The organism is Streptococcus sp. Marseille-Q7156, assembly GCF_965119495.1.
Genome location: NZ_CBCPLU010000001.1, coordinates 529,361 through 552,890, shown reverse-complemented (window position 1 = coordinate 552,890; position 23,530 = coordinate 529,361). Strand labels below are relative to the sequence as shown.

27 protein-coding genes, 1 pseudogene and 1 other annotated feature are annotated in these 23,530 nt (G+C 41.3%); of the genes and pseudogenes, 3 read left to right on the top strand and 25 right to left on the bottom strand.

Translation table 11 applies throughout. The features are described 5' to 3' along the window. Positions 1 to 87: 87 nt before the first annotated feature. From ACWPV5_RS02715 to ACWPV5_RS02635, 17 genes are all read right to left on the bottom strand, one after another. Positions 88 to 1,092: a PhoH family protein gene (locus ACWPV5_RS02715; protein WP_023942819.1), complete on the bottom strand. Its 1,005-nt coding sequence runs from the start codon at positions 1,090 to 1,092 to the stop codon at positions 88 to 90. Between the two features lie 84 nt (positions 1,093 to 1,176). After that, positions 1,177 to 1,392, bottom strand: a complete 216-nt coding sequence (locus tag ACWPV5_RS02710; protein ID WP_023942821.1) for a YozE family protein — start codon at positions 1,390 to 1,392, stop codon at positions 1,177 to 1,179. Positions 1,393 to 1,400: 8 nt separating this feature from the next. Continuing rightward, positions 1,401 to 2,255, bottom strand: coding sequence for an RNA-binding virulence regulatory protein CvfB (gene cvfB, locus ACWPV5_RS02705; protein WP_023942823.1), 855 nt, complete (start codon positions 2,253 to 2,255; stop codon positions 1,401 to 1,403). 59 nt (positions 2,256 to 2,314) lie between these two features. Further along, positions 2,315 to 2,872, bottom strand: a complete 558-nt coding sequence (frr, locus tag ACWPV5_RS02700; protein WP_219966548.1) for a ribosome recycling factor — start codon at positions 2,870 to 2,872, stop codon at positions 2,315 to 2,317. 20 nt (positions 2,873 to 2,892) lie between these two features. Continuing rightward, on the bottom strand, positions 2,893 to 3,618 hold the full coding sequence (pyrH, locus tag ACWPV5_RS02695) for a UMP kinase (RefSeq protein WP_000002995.1): 726 nt from the start codon (positions 3,616 to 3,618) through the stop codon (positions 2,893 to 2,895). Positions 3,619 to 3,701: 83 nt separating this feature from the next. Next, entirely contained in the window at positions 3,702 to 5,036 is a 1,335-nt protein-coding gene (gene trmFO, locus ACWPV5_RS02690; protein WP_219966942.1) for a methylenetetrahydrofolate--tRNA-(uracil(54)-C(5))-methyltransferase (FADH(2)-oxidizing) TrmFO, read from the bottom strand. 134 nt (positions 5,037 to 5,170) lie between these two features. Next, a complete protein-coding gene (rsmI, locus tag ACWPV5_RS02685) occupies positions 5,171 to 6,049 on the bottom strand; it encodes a 16S rRNA (cytidine(1402)-2'-O)-methyltransferase (RefSeq protein ID WP_219966547.1) in 879 nt (292 codons plus the stop codon). Between the two features lie 2 nt (positions 6,050 to 6,051). Then, positions 6,052 to 6,369 (bottom strand): DNA replication initiation control protein YabA, encoded by a 318-nt coding sequence (gene yabA, locus ACWPV5_RS02680; RefSeq protein WP_000358227.1) that lies wholly within the window; start codon positions 6,367 to 6,369, stop codon positions 6,052 to 6,054. A 39-nt stretch (positions 6,370 to 6,408) separates the two neighbouring features. Beyond that, complete coding sequence (locus ACWPV5_RS02675; RefSeq protein ID WP_219966546.1) at positions 6,409 to 7,299, bottom strand: DNA polymerase III subunit delta'; 891 nt, start codon at positions 7,297 to 7,299, stop codon at positions 6,409 to 6,411. Then, a complete protein-coding gene (gene tmk / locus ACWPV5_RS02670; RefSeq protein ID WP_023942833.1) occupies positions 7,296 to 7,934 on the bottom strand; it encodes a dTMP kinase in 639 nt (212 codons plus the stop codon). The genes ACWPV5_RS02675 and tmk overlap by 4 nt, the downstream gene beginning before the upstream one ends. Before the next feature lie 228 nt (positions 7,935 to 8,162). After that, positions 8,163 to 8,960 (bottom strand): pyrroline-5-carboxylate reductase, encoded by a 798-nt coding sequence (gene proC / locus ACWPV5_RS02665; RefSeq protein ID WP_023942835.1) that lies wholly within the window; start codon positions 8,958 to 8,960, stop codon positions 8,163 to 8,165. Positions 8,961 to 8,963: 3 nt separating this feature from the next. Further along, complete coding sequence (locus ACWPV5_RS02660; protein WP_023942837.1) at positions 8,964 to 10,226, bottom strand: glutamate-5-semialdehyde dehydrogenase; 1,263 nt, start codon at positions 10,224 to 10,226, stop codon at positions 8,964 to 8,966. 9 nt (positions 10,227 to 10,235) lie between these two features. Next, a complete protein-coding gene (gene proB / locus ACWPV5_RS02655; RefSeq protein WP_454382126.1) occupies positions 10,236 to 11,345 on the bottom strand; it encodes a glutamate 5-kinase in 1,110 nt (369 codons plus the stop codon). Between the two features lie 100 nt (positions 11,346 to 11,445). Continuing rightward, complete coding sequence (locus ACWPV5_RS02650) at positions 11,446 to 13,317, bottom strand: MBL fold metallo-hydrolase (protein ID WP_454382124.1); 1,872 nt, start codon at positions 13,315 to 13,317, stop codon at positions 11,446 to 11,448. Positions 13,318 to 13,319: 2 nt separating this feature from the next. Continuing rightward, complete coding sequence (locus ACWPV5_RS02645) at positions 13,320 to 14,207, bottom strand: RluA family pseudouridine synthase (protein WP_454382122.1); 888 nt, start codon at positions 14,205 to 14,207, stop codon at positions 13,320 to 13,322. Continuing rightward, positions 14,197 to 14,658 carry a signal peptidase II gene (gene lspA, locus ACWPV5_RS02640; RefSeq protein ID WP_033688702.1) on the bottom strand — a complete coding sequence of 154 codons (462 nt, stop codon included), beginning with the start codon at positions 14,656 to 14,658 and terminating at the stop codon, positions 14,197 to 14,199. Before lspA ends, ACWPV5_RS02645 begins: the two co-directional genes overlap by 11 nt. Then, positions 14,655 to 15,563 (bottom strand): LysR family transcriptional regulator, encoded by a 909-nt coding sequence (locus tag ACWPV5_RS02635; protein ID WP_261070301.1) that lies wholly within the window; start codon positions 15,561 to 15,563, stop codon positions 14,655 to 14,657. Before ACWPV5_RS02635 ends, lspA begins: the two co-directional genes overlap by 4 nt. Between ACWPV5_RS02635 and ACWPV5_RS02630 the strand changes: the two are divergent. Next, positions 15,556 to 15,630: pseudogene (locus tag ACWPV5_RS02630) on the top strand (AraC family transcriptional regulator); the annotation flags it as partial. The gene ACWPV5_RS02635 and the pseudogene ACWPV5_RS02630 sit on opposite strands and share 8 nt — an antisense overlap. Before the next feature lie 174 nt (positions 15,631 to 15,804). Here ACWPV5_RS02630 and ACWPV5_RS02625 read toward each other — a convergent pair. The 5 genes from ACWPV5_RS02625 to ACWPV5_RS02605 all read right to left on the bottom strand — a co-directional run bounded on the left by ACWPV5_RS02625 (position 15,805) and on the right by ACWPV5_RS02605 (position 18,425). Next, complete coding sequence (locus ACWPV5_RS02625; RefSeq protein ID WP_261070302.1) at positions 15,805 to 16,215, bottom strand: DUF5301 domain-containing protein; 411 nt, start codon at positions 16,213 to 16,215, stop codon at positions 15,805 to 15,807. A 338-nt stretch (positions 16,216 to 16,553) separates the two neighbouring features. Further along, positions 16,554 to 16,847 (bottom strand): 50S ribosomal protein L27, encoded by a 294-nt coding sequence (rpmA, locus tag ACWPV5_RS02620; protein ID WP_000916509.1) that lies wholly within the window; start codon positions 16,845 to 16,847, stop codon positions 16,554 to 16,556. Positions 16,848 to 16,863: 16 nt separating this feature from the next. Continuing rightward, the gene (locus ACWPV5_RS02615; RefSeq protein WP_000613699.1) at positions 16,864 to 17,208 is read right to left on the bottom strand and encodes a ribosomal-processing cysteine protease Prp; all 345 of its coding nucleotides are present in this window, start codon (positions 17,206 to 17,208) and stop codon (positions 16,864 to 16,866) included. Positions 17,209 to 17,223: 15 nt separating this feature from the next. Further along, entirely contained in the window at positions 17,224 to 17,538 is a 315-nt protein-coding gene (gene rplU / locus ACWPV5_RS02610) for a 50S ribosomal protein L21 (protein WP_000109141.1), read from the bottom strand. Between the two features lie 36 nt (positions 17,539 to 17,574). Next, positions 17,575 to 17,662, bottom strand: a sequence feature (ribosomal protein L21 leader region). A 58-nt stretch (positions 17,663 to 17,720) separates the two neighbouring features. Beyond that, positions 17,721 to 18,425 (bottom strand): YoaK family protein, encoded by a 705-nt coding sequence (locus ACWPV5_RS02605; RefSeq protein WP_261067860.1) that lies wholly within the window; start codon positions 18,423 to 18,425, stop codon positions 17,721 to 17,723. A gap of 141 nt (positions 18,426 to 18,566) precedes the next feature. On the opposite strand from ACWPV5_RS02605, the gene ACWPV5_RS02600 reads away from it, so the two are divergent. Together ACWPV5_RS02600 and ACWPV5_RS02595 are read left to right on the top strand one after the other, a co-directional pair. After that, positions 18,567 to 19,544: a Gfo/Idh/MocA family protein gene (locus tag ACWPV5_RS02600; protein WP_219966539.1), complete on the top strand. Its 978-nt coding sequence runs from the start codon at positions 18,567 to 18,569 to the stop codon at positions 19,542 to 19,544. After that, the gene (locus ACWPV5_RS02595) at positions 19,541 to 20,623 is read left to right on the top strand and encodes a DEAD/DEAH box helicase (RefSeq protein WP_219966538.1); all 1,083 of its coding nucleotides are present in this window, start codon (positions 19,541 to 19,543) and stop codon (positions 20,621 to 20,623) included. Before ACWPV5_RS02600 ends, ACWPV5_RS02595 begins: the two co-directional genes overlap by 4 nt. On the opposite strand, the gene ACWPV5_RS02590 is transcribed toward ACWPV5_RS02595, so the two are convergent. The 3 genes from ACWPV5_RS02590 to ACWPV5_RS02580 form a co-directional block, all read right to left on the bottom strand. Then, the gene (locus tag ACWPV5_RS02590; RefSeq protein WP_257959917.1) at positions 20,611 to 20,859 is read right to left on the bottom strand and encodes a hypothetical protein; all 249 of its coding nucleotides are present in this window, start codon (positions 20,857 to 20,859) and stop codon (positions 20,611 to 20,613) included. The genes ACWPV5_RS02595 and ACWPV5_RS02590 overlap by 13 nt on opposite strands. A 96-nt stretch (positions 20,860 to 20,955) precedes the next feature. Beyond that, positions 20,956 to 22,152 (bottom strand): elongation factor Tu, encoded by a 1,197-nt coding sequence (tuf, locus tag ACWPV5_RS02585; protein ID WP_001040726.1) that lies wholly within the window; start codon positions 22,150 to 22,152, stop codon positions 20,956 to 20,958. A gap of 206 nt (positions 22,153 to 22,358) precedes the next feature. After that, a complete protein-coding gene (locus tag ACWPV5_RS02580) occupies positions 22,359 to 23,468 on the bottom strand; it encodes an AI-2E family transporter (RefSeq protein WP_454382118.1) in 1,110 nt (369 codons plus the stop codon). Positions 23,469 to 23,530: the final 62 nt, after the last annotated feature.

The window sequence follows — 23,530 nt, the reverse complement described above, 5'->3', positions numbered from 1 at the left end:
CTAGAAATGTTTTAGCAGTCACAACGTACTATTCTAGCGTCAATCTACTATAGATTGAGCATTGAGATAACTTTAAGTACAAAAGAACTATCCTTCAGATAGAGGTTGAGGATCTAATTCGTCACTCTCTTCTTTTTTAACTGGAGCTGGTTCATAAGCTCGGATAATCTGAGCGACAACTGGATGGCGAACAACATCCTTGGCTGAAAAATGAACAAAGTCAATCTGATGGATGTTCTTGAGTTTTTCTTGGGCATCAATCAAACCGGACTTGACATTACGTGGCAGGTCAATCTGACTGATATCTCCATTGACAATCATCTTAGAATTAAAGCCTAAACGAGTCAAAAACATCTTCATCTGCATGATGGTCGTATTTTGCGCCTCATCGAGAATGACAAAGGCATCATCCAAGGTTCGTCCACGCATATAGGCAAGGGGCGCAATCTCGATAATTTCACGCTCCATAAGACGAGTCGTTTGGTCTTTTCCCAGAATCTGATACAAGGCATCATAAACAGGTCTAAGGTAAGGATCTACCTTCTCCTTAAGATCACCCGGAAGAAAACCTAGACTCTCTCCTGCTTCCACCGCTGGGCGTGTCAGGATAATTCGTTTGACTTGCCCGCGTTTAAGGGCTGTCACTGCCAAGGTCACTGCAAGAAAGGTCTTCCCTGTCCCTGCAGGCCCAATTCCAAAGGTCACATCATGCTGTTTAACACTGTCCACATAAAGTTTTTGCCCTAGGGTTTTGACACGAATAGGTTTACCAGTATTATCCTTGATGATTTCTTCTTCGTAAAGGGCGACAAACTTGTCGATTTCATCGTTTTTGACCATACTAATCGCAGTCACCACATCTGGCGTACCAACGGTCATCCCACGATTTACCAAGACCATCAAAGCCTGAATAACCTGACGGGCTTCCTCACAGGCAGTCTCTTCTCCCAAAACCTGCACAATCTCCGTACGAGCATGAATCACCACATCAAGCTCTTCTTCCATCAAACGAAGATGGCGTTCATTGGAACCAAAAAGATGAAACAGGTCATCTGGATGACTCAGTTGAATGTCAATTGAATGTTCCTTCAAATAAAGAACCTCTCTAATCCTTTTATTTCTTTTTATTATAGCAAAGGGGTGGAGAAATTACTAGCCCAAACCCAATGAATCATGCTAGTGTTCTAAGTATTCTTGCCAGATAATGTCAAAATCTCCTAGATTGAAAGAGAAACTAGCGTACTCCTCCAAAAAGCGACTCACCTCGTCAAAATCATCTGTGTGTTTTGGGAAGGCTGACTCCTCAAAAGCTAGGTCTGCCAAGATAGCTTTGGGACTGTTACTTTTAGGATTGCGCTCGGTCATGAGCCAAGTGTAAAATGATTTTCTCATAAGTCTCCCTAAATCAACTCTGTCCCAAACTGGTCTTGCTTGATTTTACCAGCCTTCATCAAACCACCGAGTGCTTTCTTGAACTGACCTTTAGAAATGCCAAAGGTAGCCTTGATGTCATCAGGAGATGATTTATCATTTAAGGTCATGAAACCGCCATTGCTTTCCAAGTATGTCAAAATCATCTGAGCATCATTTTCCAACATCTCAAAAGAACGTGGTTTGAGGGAGAGGTTCAACGTGCGGTCCACTTCACGGAAACCAATAACGCGCGCATCTAATACTTGCCCCAAACGTGGCTCTGCGTAACGCTCGCTAGGATGGATAAAGCCAAGCATGTTATTTTCTGGCAGGTAAACAAAAGTTCCAGACAGCTTGAGGCGGTAAACAATGGCTGGCCAGTTTTGGTTCTGCATGTTGTTGTAGGCAGGACGAGCCAGACGTTGGAAGTCTTCTTGATAAGCCAAGAGTCCCCAGATACGGTCTTTCTTGTCCACTTCAAGACGGATGTAGAGTTGGTCGCCCTTCTTAGGCCAGAGTTCCTTGAGTTCAGGGAGAATATCGAGTGACACAACGATTTCCTTGTCAGGAAGGCCTGTATCCACAAAGACACCCAAGTCCTTACGAACCTCTGTAACACGGCCCCAACCAAACTGATCCTGAGTGGCAGTCACTTCTAAGGTTGTCATGCGGAGTTTTTGCTTCATATCCGTGTAGGCAAAACCTTTGACCGTATCCCCTACTGTATGTTGGCCTTCTTCCTTAGCAAGAGCATAGGTTTGACCATCCTTTTGCACAAAGTAAAAACGGTCATTTTCATCGATGATCAGTCCAACGATAAAACTTGCAAGATTTGTATTCATATTTCCTTCTTTCGAATAAAACTCAGCCAGCAATGCCAACTGAGTTTTTCTGTTTATTTTTAGACTTCCAAAAGTTCTTTTTCTTTGTTGGCAGTCATGTCGTCGATGTGTTTAACAGCATCGTCTGTTACTTTTTGAATGTCTTTTTCAAGAGTCTTCAATTCGTCTTCAGTGATTTCTTTTGCTTTTTCTTGTTTCTTAGCTTCGTCCATAGCATCACGACGAATATTGCGGACAGCCACTTTAGCATTTTCGCCGACCTTCTTCACTTCTTTAGCAAGGTCACGACGAGTTTCTTCTGTAAGAGCAGGGATAACCAAACGAATAACAGAACCGTCATTAGCTGGTGTGATACCAAGATCAGAAGCGTTCAAGGCACGTTCGATGTCTTTCAATGAAGACTTGTCAAATGGTGTTACCAACAAAACACGCGCTTCTGGAATGGTAATTGAAGCGATTTGGTTAAGAGGAGTTTCGACTCCGTAGTATTCTACATGTACACGGTCAAGCAAGCTTGCATTGGCACGGCCAGCACGGATACCACCAAATTCACGAGCAAGTGATTGGTGAGACTGGGCCATTCTCTCTTTAGCTTTTTCAATAATTGCGTTAGCCATAATCTTTCTTATTCCTTTTCTTAGATATTATTTGAAACTGTTGTTCCGATATTTTCACCAAATACGACACGTTTGATGTTGCCTGGTTGGTTCATGTTGAAGACAACCAAGTCAATGTCGTTATCCATTGAGAGAGTTGAAGCTGTTGAGTCCATGATACGGAGACCTTTATTGATAACATCACGGTGGGTCAATTCTTCAAATTTAACGGCTGTCTTGTCCTTCTTAGGATCGGCATTGTAAACACCATCGACCCCATTTTTAGCCATAAGGATGGCATCCGCTTCGATTTCAGCTGCACGAAGGGCCGCTGTTGTATCTGTTGAGAAGTAAGGTGAACCAATTCCAGCACCAAAGATAACGATACGGCCTTTTTCAAGGTGACGAAGGGCACGTCCACGTACGTAAGGCTCTGCCACTTGTTGCATGGCAATAGCTGTTTGTACACGCGTATCGACACCAACTTGTTGCAATGAATCTGCCATCACAAGAGCATTCATAACAGTCCCAAGCATTCCTGTGTAATCTGCCTGAACGCGGTCCATTCCTGCTTCTGCAGCAGGTTCTCCACGCCAGAGATTTCCTCCACCGATAACAAGGGCAATTTCGATACCTAAGCTATGAACTTCTTGAATCTCTTTTGCGATTGTTTGAACTGTTTGGATATCAATCCCTACGCCACGTTCACCGGCAAGGGCTTCACCTGATAACTTGATTAAAATACGTTTATACTTGGGATTCGCCATTTTCACTCTCCTTTTTTTATCCTACCTATTTTATCACAATTTCTAAGATTTTTATAGTATCATGAGCAATTCTTTCAAAAAAATTAGACCGTTAAAAATTCCTCTAAGTCAGAAAGAGCACGCTCTGCAATTTTTTCATAACGAGCCTTCTTATCACGAATACGCTCGCCTTCCAACTCCTTGATAATACCGAAATTAACATTCATTGGTTGGAAATGTTTGCTGTCAGCATGGGTGATGTAATGAGCTAGACTTCCAATCGCTGTTGTTTCTGGGAAAATAGCCTCGCTTTCTCCCTTGAAAAGACGAGCCGCGTTAATTCCCGCAACCAAGCCTGACGCTGCTGATTCAACATAGCCTTCCACACCCGTCATCTGACCAGCAAAGAAGAGATTTGGCTGTTTCTTAGAACGGTAAGTCTGTTCAAGAAGATTTGGTGAATCCATATAAGAATTGCGGTGCATGACACCATAACGAACAAACTCAGCATTTTCAAGACCTGGAATCATTTGGAAGACACGTTTTTGTTCTCCCCATTTGAGGTGGGTCTGGAAACCGACTATATTGTAAAGGCTACCAGCCGCATTATCCTGACGCAGCTGAACCACCGCATAAGGGGTTTTGAATTCTCCATCACGAGGTCCTGTGTAGTCATCTGGATACTCCAGACCGACTGGTTTCATAGGACCATAAAGCATGGTTTTAATACCACGTTTAGCCATGACTTCGATAGGCATACAGCCTTCAAAGTACTTTTCTTTTTCGAAAGAATTGAGCGGTGCTTCTTCCGCATTAACCAAGGCTTCATGAAAATCCATAAACTCTTGCTTAGTCATGGGAGCGTTGAGGTAGGCAGCTTCTCCCTTATCGTATCGAGACTTGAGGTAGACCTTGCTCATATCGATGGTGTTGACGTCGATAATAGGCGCTGCCGCATCGTAGAAATAGAAACCATCGCCGTCATTAAGAGCATGAATCTTTTCAGCCAGAGTATCGCTGGTCAAAGGACCAGTAGCGACAACCGTAATAACATCTGTCGGCAATTCTGTAATTTCATCACGCACCACCTCAATCAAGGGATGGTTGGCAACTTTTTCAGTCACCATTTGGGAGAAACCATCTCGGTCCACCGCAAGAGCACCACCAGCAGGAACACGTGTAGCCTCAGCAGATTCCAAAATAACAGAACCCAAGCGACGCATTTCTTCCTTGAGGAGACCCACTGCATTTGTCAAAGCATCCCCACGAAGGGAATTAGAACAAACTAACTCAGCAAAATTGTCTGTTTTGTGTTGAGGTGTTGACTTGACACCACGCATTTCATAAAGTTTAACTGGAATACCACGTTCTGCGATTTGGTAGGCTGCTTCAGAACCTGCCAAACCAGCACCGATAACATTGATATAAGATTGAGACACGACACTAATACCTCTTTGGGTGGGACGTAAGTCCATATCAAAACACCCCACTGGACTGTTTGACACCCACAAATCTTTCTAATTTTTTCTTCTACTAGTATAACAAAAAAAGGGAAGAAGGCAAACTTCCCTGTTTAGTCATTTTCTTGATTTTCTTCCCAGTCGTGGTAGGCTGCGTAGAGTTGACTTTTATTCCACTGGTAGTATTTCGCAACTTCCTTAATGGCTTGATTTTTCTTCATACCTTGCTGGATGCGGGCTTGGATTTCTGAAAACAAGTCCTCCTTGTCTTTTTCTTCCACATCCTGACTGGCACCTTCAACGATGAGAAGGCATTCGCCCTTGAGTGGTGTTTCAGCTATGCTTTCCAGCAATTCAGAGATCTTTCCTCTTTGGTATTCTTCATAGATTTTGGTCAATTCTCTAACCAAGACCACCGAGCGGTCACCGTAGACTTCTAGCATATTTTCCAACGTATCTGCTACACGATGAGGAGATTCATAGAAAATTTGTGTTTCAGGATAGTCTTTTTTCGAGTCGAAAAATTGCTTTTGCTGGCCTGATTTTCTTGGCAAAAAACCGTAAAAGATATGTGGCTGCGGTGCTAAACCACTGGCAATCAAGGCAGAAATCCCTGCAGAGGCACCCGGAACTGTGACAACTGCAACCTCTTCCTCAATTGCTGCCTTAACCAAATCATGACCAGGGTCTGAGATGCTAGGCAGACCCGCATCGGATACCTGAGCAATGCTTTGTCCTGCTTTCAGGAAACCAATCAAATCAGGAATCTTTTCCTTGGCATTGTGCTCATGAAAACTGATTTGCTTGGTGGAAATGTCAAAATGCTTGAGCAAAAGCCCTGTATTGCGCGTATCCTCAGCAGCAATCCAGTCCACTTCTTTCAAGGTCTGGATAGCTCGAAAGGTTATATCGTCTAGATTGCCAATCGGCGTTGCCACTAGATACAGCTTGCCATAGGGAGATTGCCCCTTAAAACTTTTTTGAATCTGCATGCTTACTCCCTGTATAGTAACTCGTCACAGAACATACATTCCTCATCCTGCTCTCGACGTTGACCATAAAAATCATTACAAACGTGAAATCCGTCTTTATAAATCCGACGGACACTTTCTCGAACATGTTTGGCCTTGACGGGAGCATCTGCTTCCACCTCACCCAAGCGTTCGCGCAACTTACTATTTTCCAAGCGAAGAGCTGTATTTTCCTCTACCAGGCTCTTGAGATTTTTCTTGATGGCTTCCACGTCGGCCAAGGTTACCAATAACTGTTGGGAAAAATCATCCAGCGCGTCAAATAATTCTTTTTTGTCCATAAAACAGCCCTTTCCTTTCTTTATCGTTCATTTTTGAGTTTATATTTCTTTCAAGACCAGATATTCCATAGCATTTTGAAAGCTGACATTAGCTTGCCACATTTTTCTAGCTTCTAGCAAATCTTGTAGAATCACTCTTACTCTTGCTTGTAGGATATCTTGTCCACAGAGAACTTCAAGAATCCGTAAAACCTGATCTTGTTTTTCCTTGTCATCTGCTAAGTTGGCTAATTTAGCAACCTGCAGATAACTTTCTTTTTTCTTAGCTACTAACCAAGTCAGCAGGCGTTCACTTTCATCGACCAAGGTCCAAAAGACTGCCTGATTTGCCAACTTTTCTGCTTCAGCTCGCGATTGACTAAACTGAGCTAGGAGAGTCGCTTTTTTCTTAACCAGTCCCATTTGTTCTAAGAGCAAGATGAGTTGTTCTTCTTGCTTTTTAAAGTGGAAAATTTGAGTCCGACTACGGATGGTCGGTAACATCTTTTCCTCATCGCTGGTCAAGAAGAAAATATAAACCTCACTCTGGGGTTCTTCGATGACCTTGAGCAGAGAATTGGCTGCATTAGGATGCATCTTCTCAGCTTGCTCGATAATAAAAACCTGCTGCTGGCTTTCAATCCCTGCTTGAGAAAACTGTCCCACCAATTCCCGAATGCGTTCTGTCTTAATAACCTGATTGACTGGCTTAATCAAAGTGACATCGGGAAATTCTTCCTGTTCAATCAGCTTACAATTTCGACATTTCTCACATGGCAACACACCTACCTTATCCGTACAAAAAAGGCTCTTAGCCAAAAATTGAGCCATTTCCAAGCTTCCAAAGAAACCTGAAAAGAGATAGGCGTGATTGAGCTGGTTTTGTTCTAGAATACGGACAAAGCGGTCAAACTGGGCTGGTTGCCAGGCCTTTAGTTGATCTTGTTTCATTTAGCTAATCCCATTCTATCAAACAAGACAGCCTTGGTAGTTTCCACAACTTGCTCCAAGGGGAGACTCGCATCAATCTTGACAATGCGATTTCCCTCTTTATCCAGAAGAGAAAGGTAGCCTTGACGAACTTTTTTATGCAAGTCCAAACCTTCCAAGTCCAAACGATTGACCTCGCGGTCACTATTAGCAGCAATGCGAGCCAGCCCTTCTTCCACCTCGATGTCAAAATAGAGTGTCAAATCAGGTTTAAGGCCATCTGTCGCAAAGTGATTGAGCCAATCAATGGCGTCAATATCCAAGCCACGACCAAATCCCTGATAGGCAATGGAACTATCGATGAAGCGGTCCATAATGACCAACTTGCCAGCTTCAAGGGCAGGGAGAACTTTTTCCACCAAGTGCTGTCTGCGACTGGCGATATAGAGAAGGAGTTCCGTTTTAGGATCCATCTGAGTATGACTTAGGTCCAAAATCACTTCCCGAATCTTCTCCCCAATCAAGACTCCGCCAGGTTCACGGGTCGTCAGCACCTCTACTCCTTTTTCCTCTAAAATTGGGAGCAGAGCCTCTAAAACACTGGTCTTTCCTGCTCCCTCTGGTCCCTCAAGAGAGACTAAAAATCCTTTTGACATGTCTAACTCATTTCTTTTTTACTACTTCTATTCTATCAAAAAAATAGGGGTTTGTGACAATCTTTTTGTCTTCTCATTTCATACTCAATGAAAATCAAAGAGCAAACTAGGAAGCTAGCCGCAGGTTGCTCAAAACACTGTTTTGAGGTTGTAGATGGAAGCTGACGTGGTTTGAAGAGATTTTCCAAGAGTATCAACCACCATAAAAGAGGCAGACAAATCCACCTCTTATTTACCTAGTTCTTGTGTTCGTTTATAGGCTTGACCAACTGCATCCATGACCGTTCCTCGAAAAGCATGCGCTTCTAGGCTTGCTACACCAGCGATAGTCGAACCACCTGGGCTACAAACTTGATCTTTTAAGACCCCAGGATGTTGCTGACTTTCAAGGACCAATTGCCCAGCTCCTACCACAGTTTGTGCTGCCATTTTTAAAGCTATTTCTCGTGGCAATCCTGTCTGAACACCTGCATCTGCCAAGGCCTCAATAAAGAGATAGACAAAAGCCGGTCCACAGCCTGCAAGACCTGTCGCTGCGTCGATTAAGCTTTCCCCAAGTTCAACCAAGAGACCAGCCTTAGTTAAAAGTTGACAAAATAGCTCACCGTCCTCAGCCCTGCAATTAGGAGACAAGGCATAACTAATCACTCCTTGTCCGATAGAAGCCGGAGTATTTGGCATCATACGAATAATTCGGTGTTGACTTGGGATAAGGCTTGCTATTTTTTCTAAAGTCAATCCAGCTGCCATGGAAATCAAAAGAAGACTTTCTCGTTTTTCAAGGATAGTCTGATATTGAGAAAGCAAGTCTGAGAACTGTGCAGGCTTTACTCCTAGAAAAATCACATCTGCTTCTGCAAAGATTTCGTCATTGCTGGAAGCCTGACCGCCAAAGTCGGCAATGAAAGAATCCACCTTGGCTTGACTACGATTGGCAAGGAGAAGGTCATCACCCGTCTTGGCCTGCAAAACAGCCTTGGCCAAACTAGCTCCCATATTCCCCAAACCGATAAATCCAATCTTCATCTCTTACTCCCTTATCTGTCCGTCACCAGTAACCACATACTTATAGCTGGTCAACTCTTTCAATCCCATGGGACCACGCGCGTGCAGTTTCTGAGTAGAAATCCCCATTTCGCAACCAAGACCAAATTGGCCACCATCGGTGAAACGAGTTGAGGCATTGACATAAACCGCTGCAGAGTCCACCTGATCTGTAAAGTAAGCTGCAGCTTCTGCATTTTCCGTCACAATGGCATCCGAATGATGGGTACTGTGAGCCTCAATATGGGCAACCGCTTCTTCTAAACTGCTCACAATCTTAACAGCTAGAATATAGTCTAAAAACTCGGTGTCAAAGTCTTGAGCCTCAGCTACTTGACCAGAAACAAACTGACTTGCTTTGCTATCCAGGCGGAATTGAATTGCTTCCAACCCAGCTTCTTTTCGATCTGCAACCAGCACTTGCTCCAAGCGAGGAAGAAAACTTGCTGCCTTGTCCTCATGAACAAGGAGAACCTCCATGGCATTGCAGACAGAAGGGCGACTAGTTTTGGCATTGTTGATGATAGACAGCGCCTTGTCTTCGTCTGCATCCTTGTCCACATAAACATGGACAATCCCAGTTCCTGTCTCAATAACAGGTACGATAGCATTTTCAACTACGGCATTGATCAAACCAGCCCCTCCACGAGGAATGAGAAGGTCTAGATAGCCTTTGGCCTTCATCATGGCATAGCTGCTTTCACGACTGGTATCTTCCACCAGTTGAATCACATCTGGGTGAATAGTAGTCGTCTCCAAGCCCTTCTTCAAAGCTGTGACAATAGCATGAGCTGTTTGATAGGCATCCTTACCACTACGAAGAACAACTGCATTTCCACTTTTAAGAGCCAAAGCAGCCGCATCAGACGTCACATTCGGACGGCTTTCATAGATTATACCAATAACTCCCATAGCTACACGTTTCTTTGTGATAACCAAACCGTTTTCAAGCTGATTGGTTTCTAAAACTTCACCGATTGGATCTGGTAAGGCAACCACTTCACGAATACCAGTTGCCATCGCTTCTATACGCCCTGCATCCAAATAAAGACGATCCAGCATCACATCTGAGATTTTACCTTTGGCCGATTCCATATCGAGGGCATTTGCCGCTAAAATCTCCTCTGTAGCAGCCACTAAGTGATCAGCCATGGCTAGCAAGGCTTGGTTTTTCACGTCTTCACTAGCTGTGTTGATCGATTTTTTAACAGCCTGTACCTGCTCAAATTGTTCTTGTGTACTTACCATAGTTTACCTCTAAAATTCTGTAAAGAGTAGTTGGATTTCAGGAGTAATGGAAATCCAGTCATCACGGTGAATCAAGACACCCTTGGCTTTTTGAGAACGTAACATATCCTCCAAAGCAGATGCCCCAAATTGCACGCGCCCTTTTCCAAGTGATTTTCCACTTTCCTTGTCAAATACTGTCACGATATCACCGTAAGAAAAGGCACCTTCTGCATCAACAACACCAGATAAGAGAAGACTCTTTCCATGTTGAGAGAGAGCTTCAGCAGCCCCTTTATCAACCCAAATAGAACCTTGACTCTGAGCATAAAAGGCCAGCCATTGTTTCTGGGTACGAAGTCCCTTCTCTTGCGCAACAAAGTAGGAACCATCCTTGGTCTCCTCAGCCGCCTCAATCATGGCATCTGACTTCAAGGATGAGCAGATATAAACAGGAACTCCTGATTCTGTCGCAATAGTTGCAGCTTTGATTTTGGTTAACATGCCCCCAGTTCCGTTTGAAGAACCTGCTCCACCGGCCATATCAATAATCTCACGATTGATAGTCTCGATTTTCTCCAAGCGTTTGGCTCTTGGGTCTGAATTAGGATTTCCAGTATAAAGACCGTCCACATCTGTCAAGAGGACCAAAAGGTCTGCTTGGACCATGGCCGCTACCTGTGCACTTAGAGTATCATTGTCCCCAACCTTGAGCTCATCAATAACGACACTGTCATTCTCATTGATGATAGGAATCGCCCCACGGCTAAGTAGAACTGACAAGGCCTGATGGGCATTTTTATAACGGCGCTTATCTACAAAGTCATCCTGGGTCAGCAAGATTTGTGCAGAAACGATTTGGCGCAAGAGAAGATTGGTCGTGTATTCTTCCAACAAAAGCCCTTGCCCTACCGCTGCTGAAGCCTGTTTATCAGCAATCTTAGTCGGACGCTTTTTAAATCCTAAGGCCCCAAAACCTGCAGCAATGGCACCCGACGACACCAAAATCAATTCATGACCAGCCTCGTGCAACATAGCCAACTGCTGGGTAATAGCCTTTACCTTACTACGTGATAAACTTCCATCCTCATTTGTCAGAGAAGAAGTCCCAACCTTAAAGACAATCCGTTTGTATTTCATAGTCTCACTCCGATTCTTCATATTTATCCATTATAACATGAATGGCAGGAAATAGAAAAGAGTTGATAGGAAAAAGAAGGCTCTAAAACCTTCTTTTTTACTACTGTTCTGATTCCAATTTGTTTGTACTCGTTTCAGAGCTTTGTGAAGTTGAAGAACTTGTAATACTTTCGTGTTGACTCGTTTCTTTATTTTCAAGATCTTTTTTCACTACTTCTTTGGATTCTTTTATTTCTGAGTTACTTGTATCTCTAGTTGTAGCAGATTTCTCGACTGGAACATCCACTAACCAGGCACCACTTGAATCAACAGTATAGCCTTCTGGTGTCTTACCGTTCACAAGTAATTGACCATTTTCTTTCAAGAAGTACCATTTATCCTTGTCTTTAATCCAACCAACAGCTCGTGAACCGTCTGTCTTGTAGAAATACCAATCATTTGCCTTTTTAAGCCAGCCTTGCTTCATAGCTCCTGAATCTTCCAGATAGTAATGATGACCAGCAACTTCTATCTCACCTGTCTTCATGATACCAGTAGAATCCATATAGTACCAGGTTTCTTTATCTTTTACCCAGCCCGTTTTCATTTCCCCTGATTGAGCAAAGTAATACCATTGCCCCTTATATTGAAGCCAACCTGTCTTCATAGAGCCATCGTTTGATAAATAATACCACTGTTCTTTATCTTGAATCCAACCAATTTCCATCTGGTTTTCTTTGTTAAAATAATACCAGATTCCAGCGATTTTCTTCCAATTTTTAGCAGCAGCACCAGAGTCTGTTAAATAGAACCAACGATTGTTCCATTTTTTCCATTGATTATATAACAGGATTCCCCTTTGATTAAAATAGTACCATTCACCTTCGATTTCATTCCAACCGACAGCATACTCTCCTGTAGAATCAGGTGCTTGATACCACCAGTTTCCATAAGCACTCTTATGCCAACCAGCTTGAAAACTTGGAATATGCTTGTAGGAGGTTGAAATATTGACAAATCCGTCTTGTCGAATATCAAAAACTGTCGCATCATAGTCTTTGCTGGCTGCGTTTATATGTTGAATTCCCATTGATTCAATCCAGCTAATATATTCCCTATTTATTTCTTGACCGCTATCATACGAACCAATTGGTGAGGAGGAAGTTTGAACAATTATCTCAGGAGACAAATTTCTTATAAAATTTTTTGTATTAGAATTTTTTGTATCTAAATGATGGTTAAACTTCATCAAATCAACTTTTCCAATGAGAGAACCGTACTTGTCTTCTGCTCCATGAACATTATCTAAGTCGCCCCCAAGGTAAATTTTCTTGCCATTGACTTTCACCACGCTAATCAAGGAATTGGAATTGTCATCCCAAATTTTCTTTAATTCACCCGACGAATCAGTTTCATTTTCATAATTATAGAGCTGAATATCCATGTCCCCAAACTGAAAATGAGCATCTCCTTGTGTGATGTTTTGAATAACTGAAACACCTTTTTCAGCAGCAGTCTGTAAAACCTTATCATAGCCATACAGATTATCCCAAAGACGTTCAGGCTTAGTAATACGATTATCACTATATTTCTTAAGATAGACTCGGTCAACTGGATAGGTAGACAGTAATTCATCAACATTTCCAATATGATCGCTGTGGGTATGGGTCACCAAAATAAAATCAAGCTTTTGGACACCCAATTCCTTCAAATGACGAAAAACACGGTCTGTCAGAACATGCTTATAAGTGGTATTGATACCCTGTCTCCATGGATAACGAGAATCACTTCCATCTGGGAAATCATAATCTTCTCCTGTATCCACCATGGCAAAATGTCCATTGCTTTCAAGAATAATCGCATCACTACCACCTTCATGAACATTTATAAAGTGGATTTTATTTCCTGAACTTTCTTGAGCTTGAACATTCCCATACCATGACAAAGCTAAAAAAGTGCTTGCAAGGGCTAAACTAGTTAATTTCTTTTTCATTCTTACTTCCTCAATCTCTCTAATTTTTCCTTAAAAATATCTGGAATATCTGCGGTAAATTCTAAGGTCTCACCTGTTCTCGGATGAGTAAAACCTAAAGTCTTGGCATGAAGAAATTGTCCATGCCCCTTAAGTGTCTTACGAGGACCATAGACTTCATCACCAGCGACTGGATGGCCAATATAAGCCATGTGAACACGGATTTGATGGGTACGCCCTGTCTCTAGCTGCAACTCTACCAAGCTGTAATCACCAAAACGTTCCAAAACGTGGAAACGGGTCACTGCAGGCTTCCCTTTAGCAGTTACAGCTTGTTTCTTACGGTCTTTTTCACTACGGCCAATCGGCGCTTCAATGACACCACGATCATTGGGCAAATTTCCATGAACAATCGCCCAATATTTGCGGAGAGACTTTTTATCCTTGAGTTCTTGGGCAAGTGCTAGATGAGCCTCATCATTTTTAGCAATCATGAGAAGGCCTGACGTATCCTTATCAATACGGTGAACAATTCCTGGACGCAGAACCCCATTGATACCCGACAAGTCCTTAATATGATACATAAGGGCATTTACCAGGGTCCCACTAGTATGACCAGCACTCGGATGCACAACCATTCCCTGAGGCTTGTTAACGACAGCCACATCCTCATCTTGGTAGACTATTTCTAGCGGAAGATTCTCAGCTACATACTCTAAAATCTCTGGTTCTGGCACATGGTAAGTGACGACATCGCCCTCTTGGACAGTGTATTTAGCTTTCTTGACTTGGCCATTGACCAAGACCTGACCTGATTTGATTTGTTCATTCGCGAGACTACGTGATAATTCTGTCAAATCCGACAAAGCCTTATCCAAACGCAGACCACCAGTTTCAATTTTAATTTCCATTTATTTCCTCTTTTAGCATTGCAATCAATAAAATAATCACTCCAACCGTCAGATAGCTATCTGCAACATTGAAAATTGCAAAATTGATAAAGTCAAGGTGGAACATATCCACAACAAATCCCTGACTGATCCTGTCAATAAAGTTTCCAAGACCACCTGCGATAATCAAGGTCAAACCCAAGACCATCCAGAGCGAGTCCTCCATGTGTTTATGTAGATACCAAATGGCACCTACCACGACAACCAGAGTAATGACAGCGAATAACAACTGCTGATCTTGTAAGATAGAAAAGGCTGCCCCTCTATTTTGCAGATAGGTCAAGCTAACGAAATTAGGAATCCAAGAGCGTACTTCACCCAGTGGAATTTGTTGGACGATATAGGATTTAACCAACTGATCCAGCGCAATCAAAAGCAGTACAATGACTGCCACTATTCCTCTTTTTTTCATGATTTCCTCTTCTGATTAAAATATTCTTGCATGACTTCTACAAAGAGAGTACCAGCTTGACTCAGCTCCACTTCTTCACGTTTAACATAGACCATGCGATTATCTAGGTTATCCTTGAGACGAATAACTGTGATGCCATTGACACTGTCACTATCTAAAAATCCAGAACCTGTCGCATAGGCATCCGTCCGCTCCAAAATACCATTCAAAGTAGCACGGTCTGTCACATTGAACATCTGCGAGCTCGCACTAGTATCAACAAAGTTCTCTGAATAATAAAGGTACTCGTCTTTTTCTTGAGTGAAACGAACCGTTGGTAGATCAGCTAAATCCTCCATGACCAATTCCTCTTTCTGAGCCAAAGGATGCCCCTCACGGAGATAAATATGGGTATGGAAGGGAATCAATTCAATGACCTCTAGTCCTAGCTTTTCAACCCGTTGCATAATCCCCTTTTTATTTTGATTGTTGAGGTAGATAATCCCAATCTCACTATGTCCTTGCGCCACTTCGTCTAAAATTTGAACAGTAGTTGATTCAAAAATACGAAAGTTCTTATAATCAGGATAGCGCTCTGAGAAAGCCGTAATGGTTGGTGGCAAGAAGTCATAGTGCTGGCTAGCAATGGAAAATTCATCTTTTTCTTCCTCAGGATTGGCATACTGATTTTGAAAAATATCAAATCTTTTAACCAATTCTTGCGCTTTTTCATAGAATTCCATACCACGACGAGTCAAGAAAGTCCCTGAGCTGGTCCGACGGAAAATCTTAAAGCCCAACTCTTTTTCCAAATCACGAACAGAAATAGACAGACTCGGCTGACTAACATACATCTTTTCAGCAGCTTCACGGAAAGTACCACTATTGGCAATGGCAACAACATAGCGTAATTGTTGAATGTTCATCTTCTACCCCCAACTTCTTTATCTTTTCATTATACCATATTTTAGAAGTTTTCCAAAAAGGAAAAAAGTCTGGAAATTTTCAAATTCCAATGAAGAGTCTAACAACCCAATACAAGAATTAGAATAATGTCTTTTTCAGTCCTCATTTTGGTTCAAACAAATAAAAACAGCAAATCTTTTTGATTTACCGTTTAAAACATAATACAAGAAAACTCTCTAAAAATTTCTTGAATTCTATAAATCAACTAGAAAAAATCTCTTCAATCCTATTGGCTATATCTGGATTTACTTCCCAGATACCAGCATAAGGTTGCTCAATATACTGTCTTTTCTTCTTAGTATATAGATAGACTACACTATCCTTTTCTTCATTCTGATGATAAAACTTGATAATGATATAATCTTTAACATTTGTCGGTTGATCATTTACACTCTCCAAAGAGGTAGATTTTGACTGTTTCTGTATCTCCTCAATCAATTTTGAAATTTCTTCTCTCTTGTTGATAGTTTTAACATCTTCAGAGAGTTTTTTCTGCAGAGAAATAACAGAGATCTTTTCAGGTTCAGGAAGAATAAGTTTTTTCTTACTAACACAAGCAGATAAAACAAGAAAAGAGATTGAACAGACTATTATGGTGATAAGATGTTTCATACAAGTTTACATCCTTTCATTCTTCTTACTTTTTCTCTGAGATACAATTATAGCATCAAACCTTAGCACAAACCTTAGCAATTTTTACAATATCTTATTCCCTTATAACATTCATTGCTGTTAAAGGTTTACATTCCACTATTTTATGATTGTATCTAAAAGATAAAGCAGCCGACAAGTTCGCTTCTTACATTGGTTTTTAAAATATGGGTATCAGCGTGGGTATCAAAACAAAAAAACAGGCTCTCCGAAAACTCGGAAAGCCTTAGTTTATGCTACTTCTAGCTTCCTCGCCTTTATATTTCAAGGCTCGGGATAAAAAGGTTCACTGGACCTTTTTATTTAGCGATTGGGTAAACAGAAACTTGTTTTTTATCGCGTCCTTTACGTTCAAAGCGTACTACGCCTTCAACTTTAGCGAACAAAGTATCGTCTCCACCACGTCCAACGTTTACACCTGGATAGATGTGTGTACCACGTTGACGGTAAAGGATTGATCCACCTGTTACAGTTTGTCCGTCAGCTGCTTTAGCTCCAAGACGTTTAGCTTGTGAATCACGTCCGTTTGATGTAGAACCTCCACCTTTTTTGTGGGCGAAAAGTTGCAAGTTGTTAAGAGTCATTTTTAACATAATGTTTTCCTCCGTGTTAGTTTTCTGTGATAACTCTGGTTTGGACGAACTCAGAAGAGTTCTCCGATAAGTTTGCCATACCTAAGAAAAATGATTCAAAGAATAACTGGGTCATTTCTCTCTGGTGTGAAGGAAGATCTTTTGGAATTTCAACCATCAGATAGCCACCTTCATCTTCGTTTAATTCTAGGATTGGTTCATAGCCTGCAAATTTTTCAATAGAATTGATAAAGTTAATGGCAAGCGTAGAAACCGATGCACACACGACATCTAAGCCGTATTCGCCACTCTCGGCGTGTCCAGTAATTTCCGCACTCCTCAGCTCGCCATCTTCGGCTCTCTCAAAGACTGCTTGTATCATGTGTTCTCCTTAAAATTAAGCGTTGATTGCGTTGATGACAACTTTTGTATATGGTTGACGGTGACCTTGTTTACGGTGGCTACCTTTTTTAGGTTTGTACTTGTAAGTAACAACTTTCTTTTGTTTTCCTTGTTTTTCAACAGTTCCAACTACAGTAGCTCCAGCAACAAGTGGAGTTCCGACAACAGTGTTTTCACCGCCAACAAGAACAACTTCGTTAAAAGTAACTTCTTGACCAGCTTCAACGTTCAATTTTTCAACGTAAACTGCTTGACCAACTTCAACTTTAACTTGTTTTCCGCCAGTTTTGATAATTGCGTATGTGCTCATTATGCACCTCCTATGATTTTTATGGGTTTCCCCGATTTTTTTGTGAAGACTCGCCTAGCATCGTGGGACGAACCACTTAAACTTGAATAATCAAACAACGATGTTCGTGCGGTTGCACAGGATCGTGCATAGTCAACTCTTCAAGTATAGCATATCTCCTATTTTCTTACAAGTAATAACACCTAAAATGAAGCTTTTTCTTTTACTTTTTTCCTCCACTTAGCAAAAAGCATACTGAGGTAAAAAAAGCTCATCATAATGGGAACACCAAGAATGGTCTTTTCATGATAGAAAATCGTCAAATAAGCTGAAAAGACAACGCCAAGGACAAAACTACTAAGCAGGCTTACAAAGATAATCCCTTCACGTAAAAAAGGAGTGTGCTTGGTTCGGAAATAATCTCCAAAAGCCAGCATGGTTCGTTTGATATTCCCTGTCATAAAGGCGTTATTGTAGGCAATACCCGAAACCTCACCAAAAGCAGTTGTCACCAGGCCCATACAAAAGGCCAAGGGCGGTACTAGATAGATATTATCTACAGTTTGCGGTACAAAACCAATAATGATTGATAAGATTGCCAAAGGAATCAGTGACAGAATTGGCTTTTTCACAATTCTCAATTTTTCCTTATAAACAGTTAATAAAAAGACCCCCATCATAAAAGCTAGCAAGGTCATTACTTTGGCACTGGCATCTGACACATTGTGTTGAATCAGACCTACTGAAAGAAAGACGACATTCCCAGTTTGTCCAGCCACAAGAGTGTTCCCTCGCACAATAAACGTATAGGCATCTACATATCCTGCACAAAAAGTCAAAAAAAGCGCTAGCCTCTTAGACTGACGTGATATTTTTCTTATAGGTAATAGCCTCATTTTTCCTCCCATTTCATTTACTCATCTCATTATTGTACCACTTTCTTTGGGAAAGTCCTAGTAGCTTATTTGAAATTTTTTACCCTCTGTTGGATAGTCCCGTCTATCTATGTTATAATGAAAGAAGGATTTGAAATCAGAAAAGGAGGAACTATGCTTAAATTAGGTGTCATCGGAACAGGGGCTATCAGTCACCACTTCATAGAAGCGGCCCATTCCAGTGGAGAATACAAGCTGGTCACAGTCTATTCTAGAAAACTAGAAACTGCGGCAACCTTTGCTTCTCGCTATCAGAATCTCCAACTCTTTGATCAAGTAGAGGACTTCTTCAAGAGTTCCTTTGATGTGGTCTATATTGCCAGTCCAAACTCCTTGCATTTTGCTCAGGCAAAGGCTGCTTTGTCTGCTGGTAAACATGTTATTCTTGAAAAGCCAGCTGTCACTCAACCACAAGAATGGCTGGATTTGGTTCAAACAGCTGAGAAAAATCACTGTTTTATATTCGAAGCGGCACGGAACTACCATGAAAAAGCTTTCACTATCATCAAAAACTTTTTAGCAGACAAACAAATTTTGGGAGCAGATTTCAACTATGCCAAGTATTCTTCCAAAATGCCTAACTTGTTGACTGGGGAGACACCAAATGTCTTCTCAGACCGTTTTGCTGGTGGAGCTCTTATGGATTTAGGGATTTATCCCCTCTACGCTGCCGTTCGTCTCTTTGGAAAGGCTCAGGATGCAACCTATCAGACTCAACAGCTTGACAATAGCATTGACCTAAATGGTGACGGAATCCTCTTCTACCCAGACTTTCAAGTTCATATCAAGGCTGGGAAAAACATCACTTCCAATCTTCCTTGCGAAATTTACACAACAGATGGAACCCTGACGCTCAACACAATTGAGCATGTTCGCTCAGCTATTTTTACCGACCACCAAGGAAATCAAGTCCAGCTCCCTATCCAACAAGCTCCCCATACGATGACTGAGGAAGTCGATGCATTTGCACACATGATCCAGCAACCAGATCTGAATCTCTACCAAACTTGGCTGGAAGATGCAAGTTCTGTTCATGAACTACTATTTACCATGCGCCAGACTGCTGGCATTAGATTTGAGGCAGAAAAATGAAAAACAAACTACCGACTGAATGGCAAGAACTGAGTGACCAACTCGGTTTCCAAGAATTCACCCCCATTCAAACTCAACTATTTGAGCCCCTTCTTGCTGGAGAAAACCTCCTAGGAGTGAGCCCAACAGGAACTGGTAAGACCCTAGCTTACCTTCTACCAAGTCTTCTCAGACTACAAAAGAAAAAAGCCCAACAACTCTTGATTCTAGCACCAAATACAGAGCTTGCTGGACAGATTTTTGATGTATGTAAAACGTGGGCTGAAGCTATCGGCTTAACTGCCCAACTCTTCTTATCAGGTTCGAGTCAGAAACGCCAGATTGAACGCCTCAAAAAAGGACCAGAAATTCTGATTGGAACCCCTGGCCGTATCTTTGAACTGATTAAATTGAAAAAAATCAAGATGATGAACGTAGAAACCATCATCCTGGATGAATTTGACCAATTGCTTGATGATTCTCAGATACACTTTGTCGAGAAAATTACTCACTACGCACCTCGTGATCACCAACTTGTCTATATGAGTGCGACAACCAAGTTTGACCAAGAAAAGATTGCGCCTAACACACGTACCATTGATCTTTCTGACCAAAAATTGGACAACATCCAGCACTTCTACATGCAGGTAGATCAACGTCACCGAGTGGATATGCTTCGAAAACTAGCTCATGTAGAGGATTTCCGTGGTCTGGTCTTCTTTAGCAGCCTATCAGACCTTGGAAGCGCAGAAGAAAAACTACAGTATCGGGATATCTTGGCTGTTTCCCTCGCTAGTGATGTCAATGTTAAATTTAGAAAAGTCATCTTAGAAAAGTTTAAAGATAAGCAACTAACCCTACTCCTTGCAACTGACCTTCTGGCTCGTGGAATTGATATCGATAGCCTAGAATGCGTCGTAAACTTTGATGTTCCTAGAGATATTGAAACCTACACTCACCGTGCTGGCCGTACAGGTCGCATGGGTAAAGAAGGTTATGTTATCACTCTCGTCACTCATCCAGAAGAGCTTAAAAAACTCAAGAAATTCGCAAGTGTCCGTGAAATTATCCTAAAAAATCAAGAACTCTATATCAAATAAAGCCCAATTGCTCTATGCACATCTAGTGTATAGAGCTTTTTTATAAGCAATTCAATTTTATACTCTTCAAACCGCGTCAGCTTCGCCTTGCCGTATGTATGGTTACTGACTTCGTCAGTCTTATCTACAACCTCAAAAACATGTTTTGAGCTGACTTCGTCAGTTCTATCTGCAACCTCAAAACAGTGTTTTGAGCAGCCTGCAGCTAGCTTCCTAGTTTGCTCTTTGATTTTCATTGAGTATTAGTTCAATATTCGAAAAAAAGAACCTTGCAAAGCAAGATTCTTTTAGTGTCTGACTTAAATAATTGTTCTTCTGGGAACTAAATCGAATTAAGCTTCGATTTCTGTAACCATACCTGAACCAACAGTACGTCCACCCTCACGGATAGAGAATGTAGTACCTTGTTCTACGGCGATTGGGTGGATCAACTCAACGTCGATTGTCACGTTATCACCAGGCATTACCATTTCAGTACCTGCTGGAAGTTCGATTGAACCTGTAACGTCAGTAGTACGGAAGTAGAATTGTGGACGGTAGTTGTTGAAGAATGGAGTGTGACGTCCACCTTCTTCTTTAGTAAGGATGTAAACTTCACCTTTGAATTTAGTGTGTGGGTTGATTGAACCTGGTTTAGCGATAACTTGTCCACGTTCGATTTCATCACGTTGAACACCACGAAGAAGGACACCTACGTTATCTCCGGCAAGACCTTCGTCAAGTTGTTTACGGAACATTTCAACACCAGTAACAACTGCTTTTTGAGTTTCTTCTTTGATACCAACGATTTCGATTTCGTCGTTAACTTTAACGATACCACGGTCGATACGTCCTGAAGCAACTGTACCACGTCCAGTGATTGAGAATACGTCTTCGACTGGAAGAAGCAATGGTTTGTCAGTGTCACGTTCTGGTTCTGGGATGTACTCATCAACTGTGTTCATCAATTCCATAACGATGTCTTCGTATTTAGTGTCACCTTCAAGGGCTTTAAGAGCTGAACCTTGGATAACTGGAAGATCGTCACCTGGGAAGTCGTATTCTGACAATAGGTCACGGATTTCCATTTCAACCAATTCAAGCAATTCTTCGTCGTCAACCAAGTCAACTTTGTTCATGAAGACGATAAGGTGTTTAACACCAACCTGACGTGAAAGAAGGATGTGCTCACGAGTTTGTGGCATTGGTCCGTCAGTTGAAGCTACTACAAGGATAGCTCCGTCCATTTGAGCGGCACCAGTGATCATGTTTTTAACGTAGTCCGCGTGTCCTGGAGCGTCGATGTGAGCGTAGTGACGTTTTTCAGTTTCGTACTCAACGTGCGCAGTGTTGATAGTGATACCGCGTTCGCGTTCTTCTGGAGCAGCATCGATAGACGCATAGTCTTTAGGTTGGTTAACTGATGAAGGCAAGCGACGTGCCAAAACAGTTGTGATAGCTGCAGTTAGGGTAGTTTTACCGTGGTCAACGTGTCCGATAGTACCAATGTTAACGTGTGGTTTACTACGATCGTATTTTTCTTTTGCCATTTGAGTAAAAGCCTCCAATAAAATATATTTTATAGATAGACAGTAGGCAATACAGTCTAACTTTCCTTACTATTTTATCAAATTTCAGCTAAATTGCAAGTGTTTTACAAAGTTTTTGTGAATTATTCTTAATAGGCCAATCTAAATGGCACTTCTACTTCTATAATTTACCTAAAGAAAAAGAAAAATCAGGAATTTCCTGACTTTTACTTAGCTAATTCTCTTTCTCGTTCTTTCATTGTTTTATGATTTTCATACAAACGTGATAAGAACTTATAAATTTCTTTCAAGATAGAATATGTTGGTACTGCGACAATCATGCCAATGACCCCATAGATATTGCTTGATAACAAAAGTAACACTAAAATTGTTATTGGATGGACTTTCATCACGCCACCAACGATTCGAGGGTAGAGGATATTTCCATCCACTTGTTGAATGATTAGCATGTAAACAACTGCAATTAGCATTCTATGAGGATCAGTAAAGATATTGGCAATAATCATCGGAATCAAGCCAATACTTGGTCCCACATAAGGAATGAGATTGGCTAATCCTGAAAAGATGGCAAAGACCAAAGCGTATTTCAAACCAATCACGCTATATCCGATAAAGGCCAAACAACCGATAATAATGGCATCAATTGCGACTCCACTAATATAGCGAGCAATTGTCGCATTCAAATTCTTTAAAAGACCTGCAATATGCAACTTATCTCTCTTTAAAACAGTGCGCTCAAGCATCGGCAAAAATTTGTTACCATCTAACAAAAAATAAACCAAAAACACAGGAGTCATAATAATAATCAAAACGGTACTAAAGAGAGCTGATAGAACACTTCCAACACTATTGGTAACGCTATTTAGGATATTTTGTAAAATATCTACATAGGATAGATTTAATTGTTGAATAGTCGCTTGAATATCCAAATTTTGAAAGGCTGGATAAGTAGATAAATCCACAATCAAATCTTGTAAACGACTATAGATAGTCTGACTAGTCGCAATCAAGCTGGTCAACTGATTAACCAAAATCGGTAAGAGATAGACTACCCCAATGACAAGCCCCCAAACCAAAGCACACAAGGTTAATAGAATACCAATGATACGATTAATTTTGAAATACTTTTGTAAAAAAATTACAATAGGATTGGTCAAATAATATAAAAAACCACCTAGAAGAAAAGGAATCATGATGGTGTTTGCGACGCTTACAAAAGGCGTGACAATAGCCCCCATCTCTCTCCATAAATAAAAAATGATTGTTACTAATAAAATCTCACTGGTCCAAAAAAATAATTTATTCTTACGAAACATGAGCTACCTCCATTCATCTATTTTACCATACTTTCAAAAAAGCTTCTTTCTTCTATCATGAA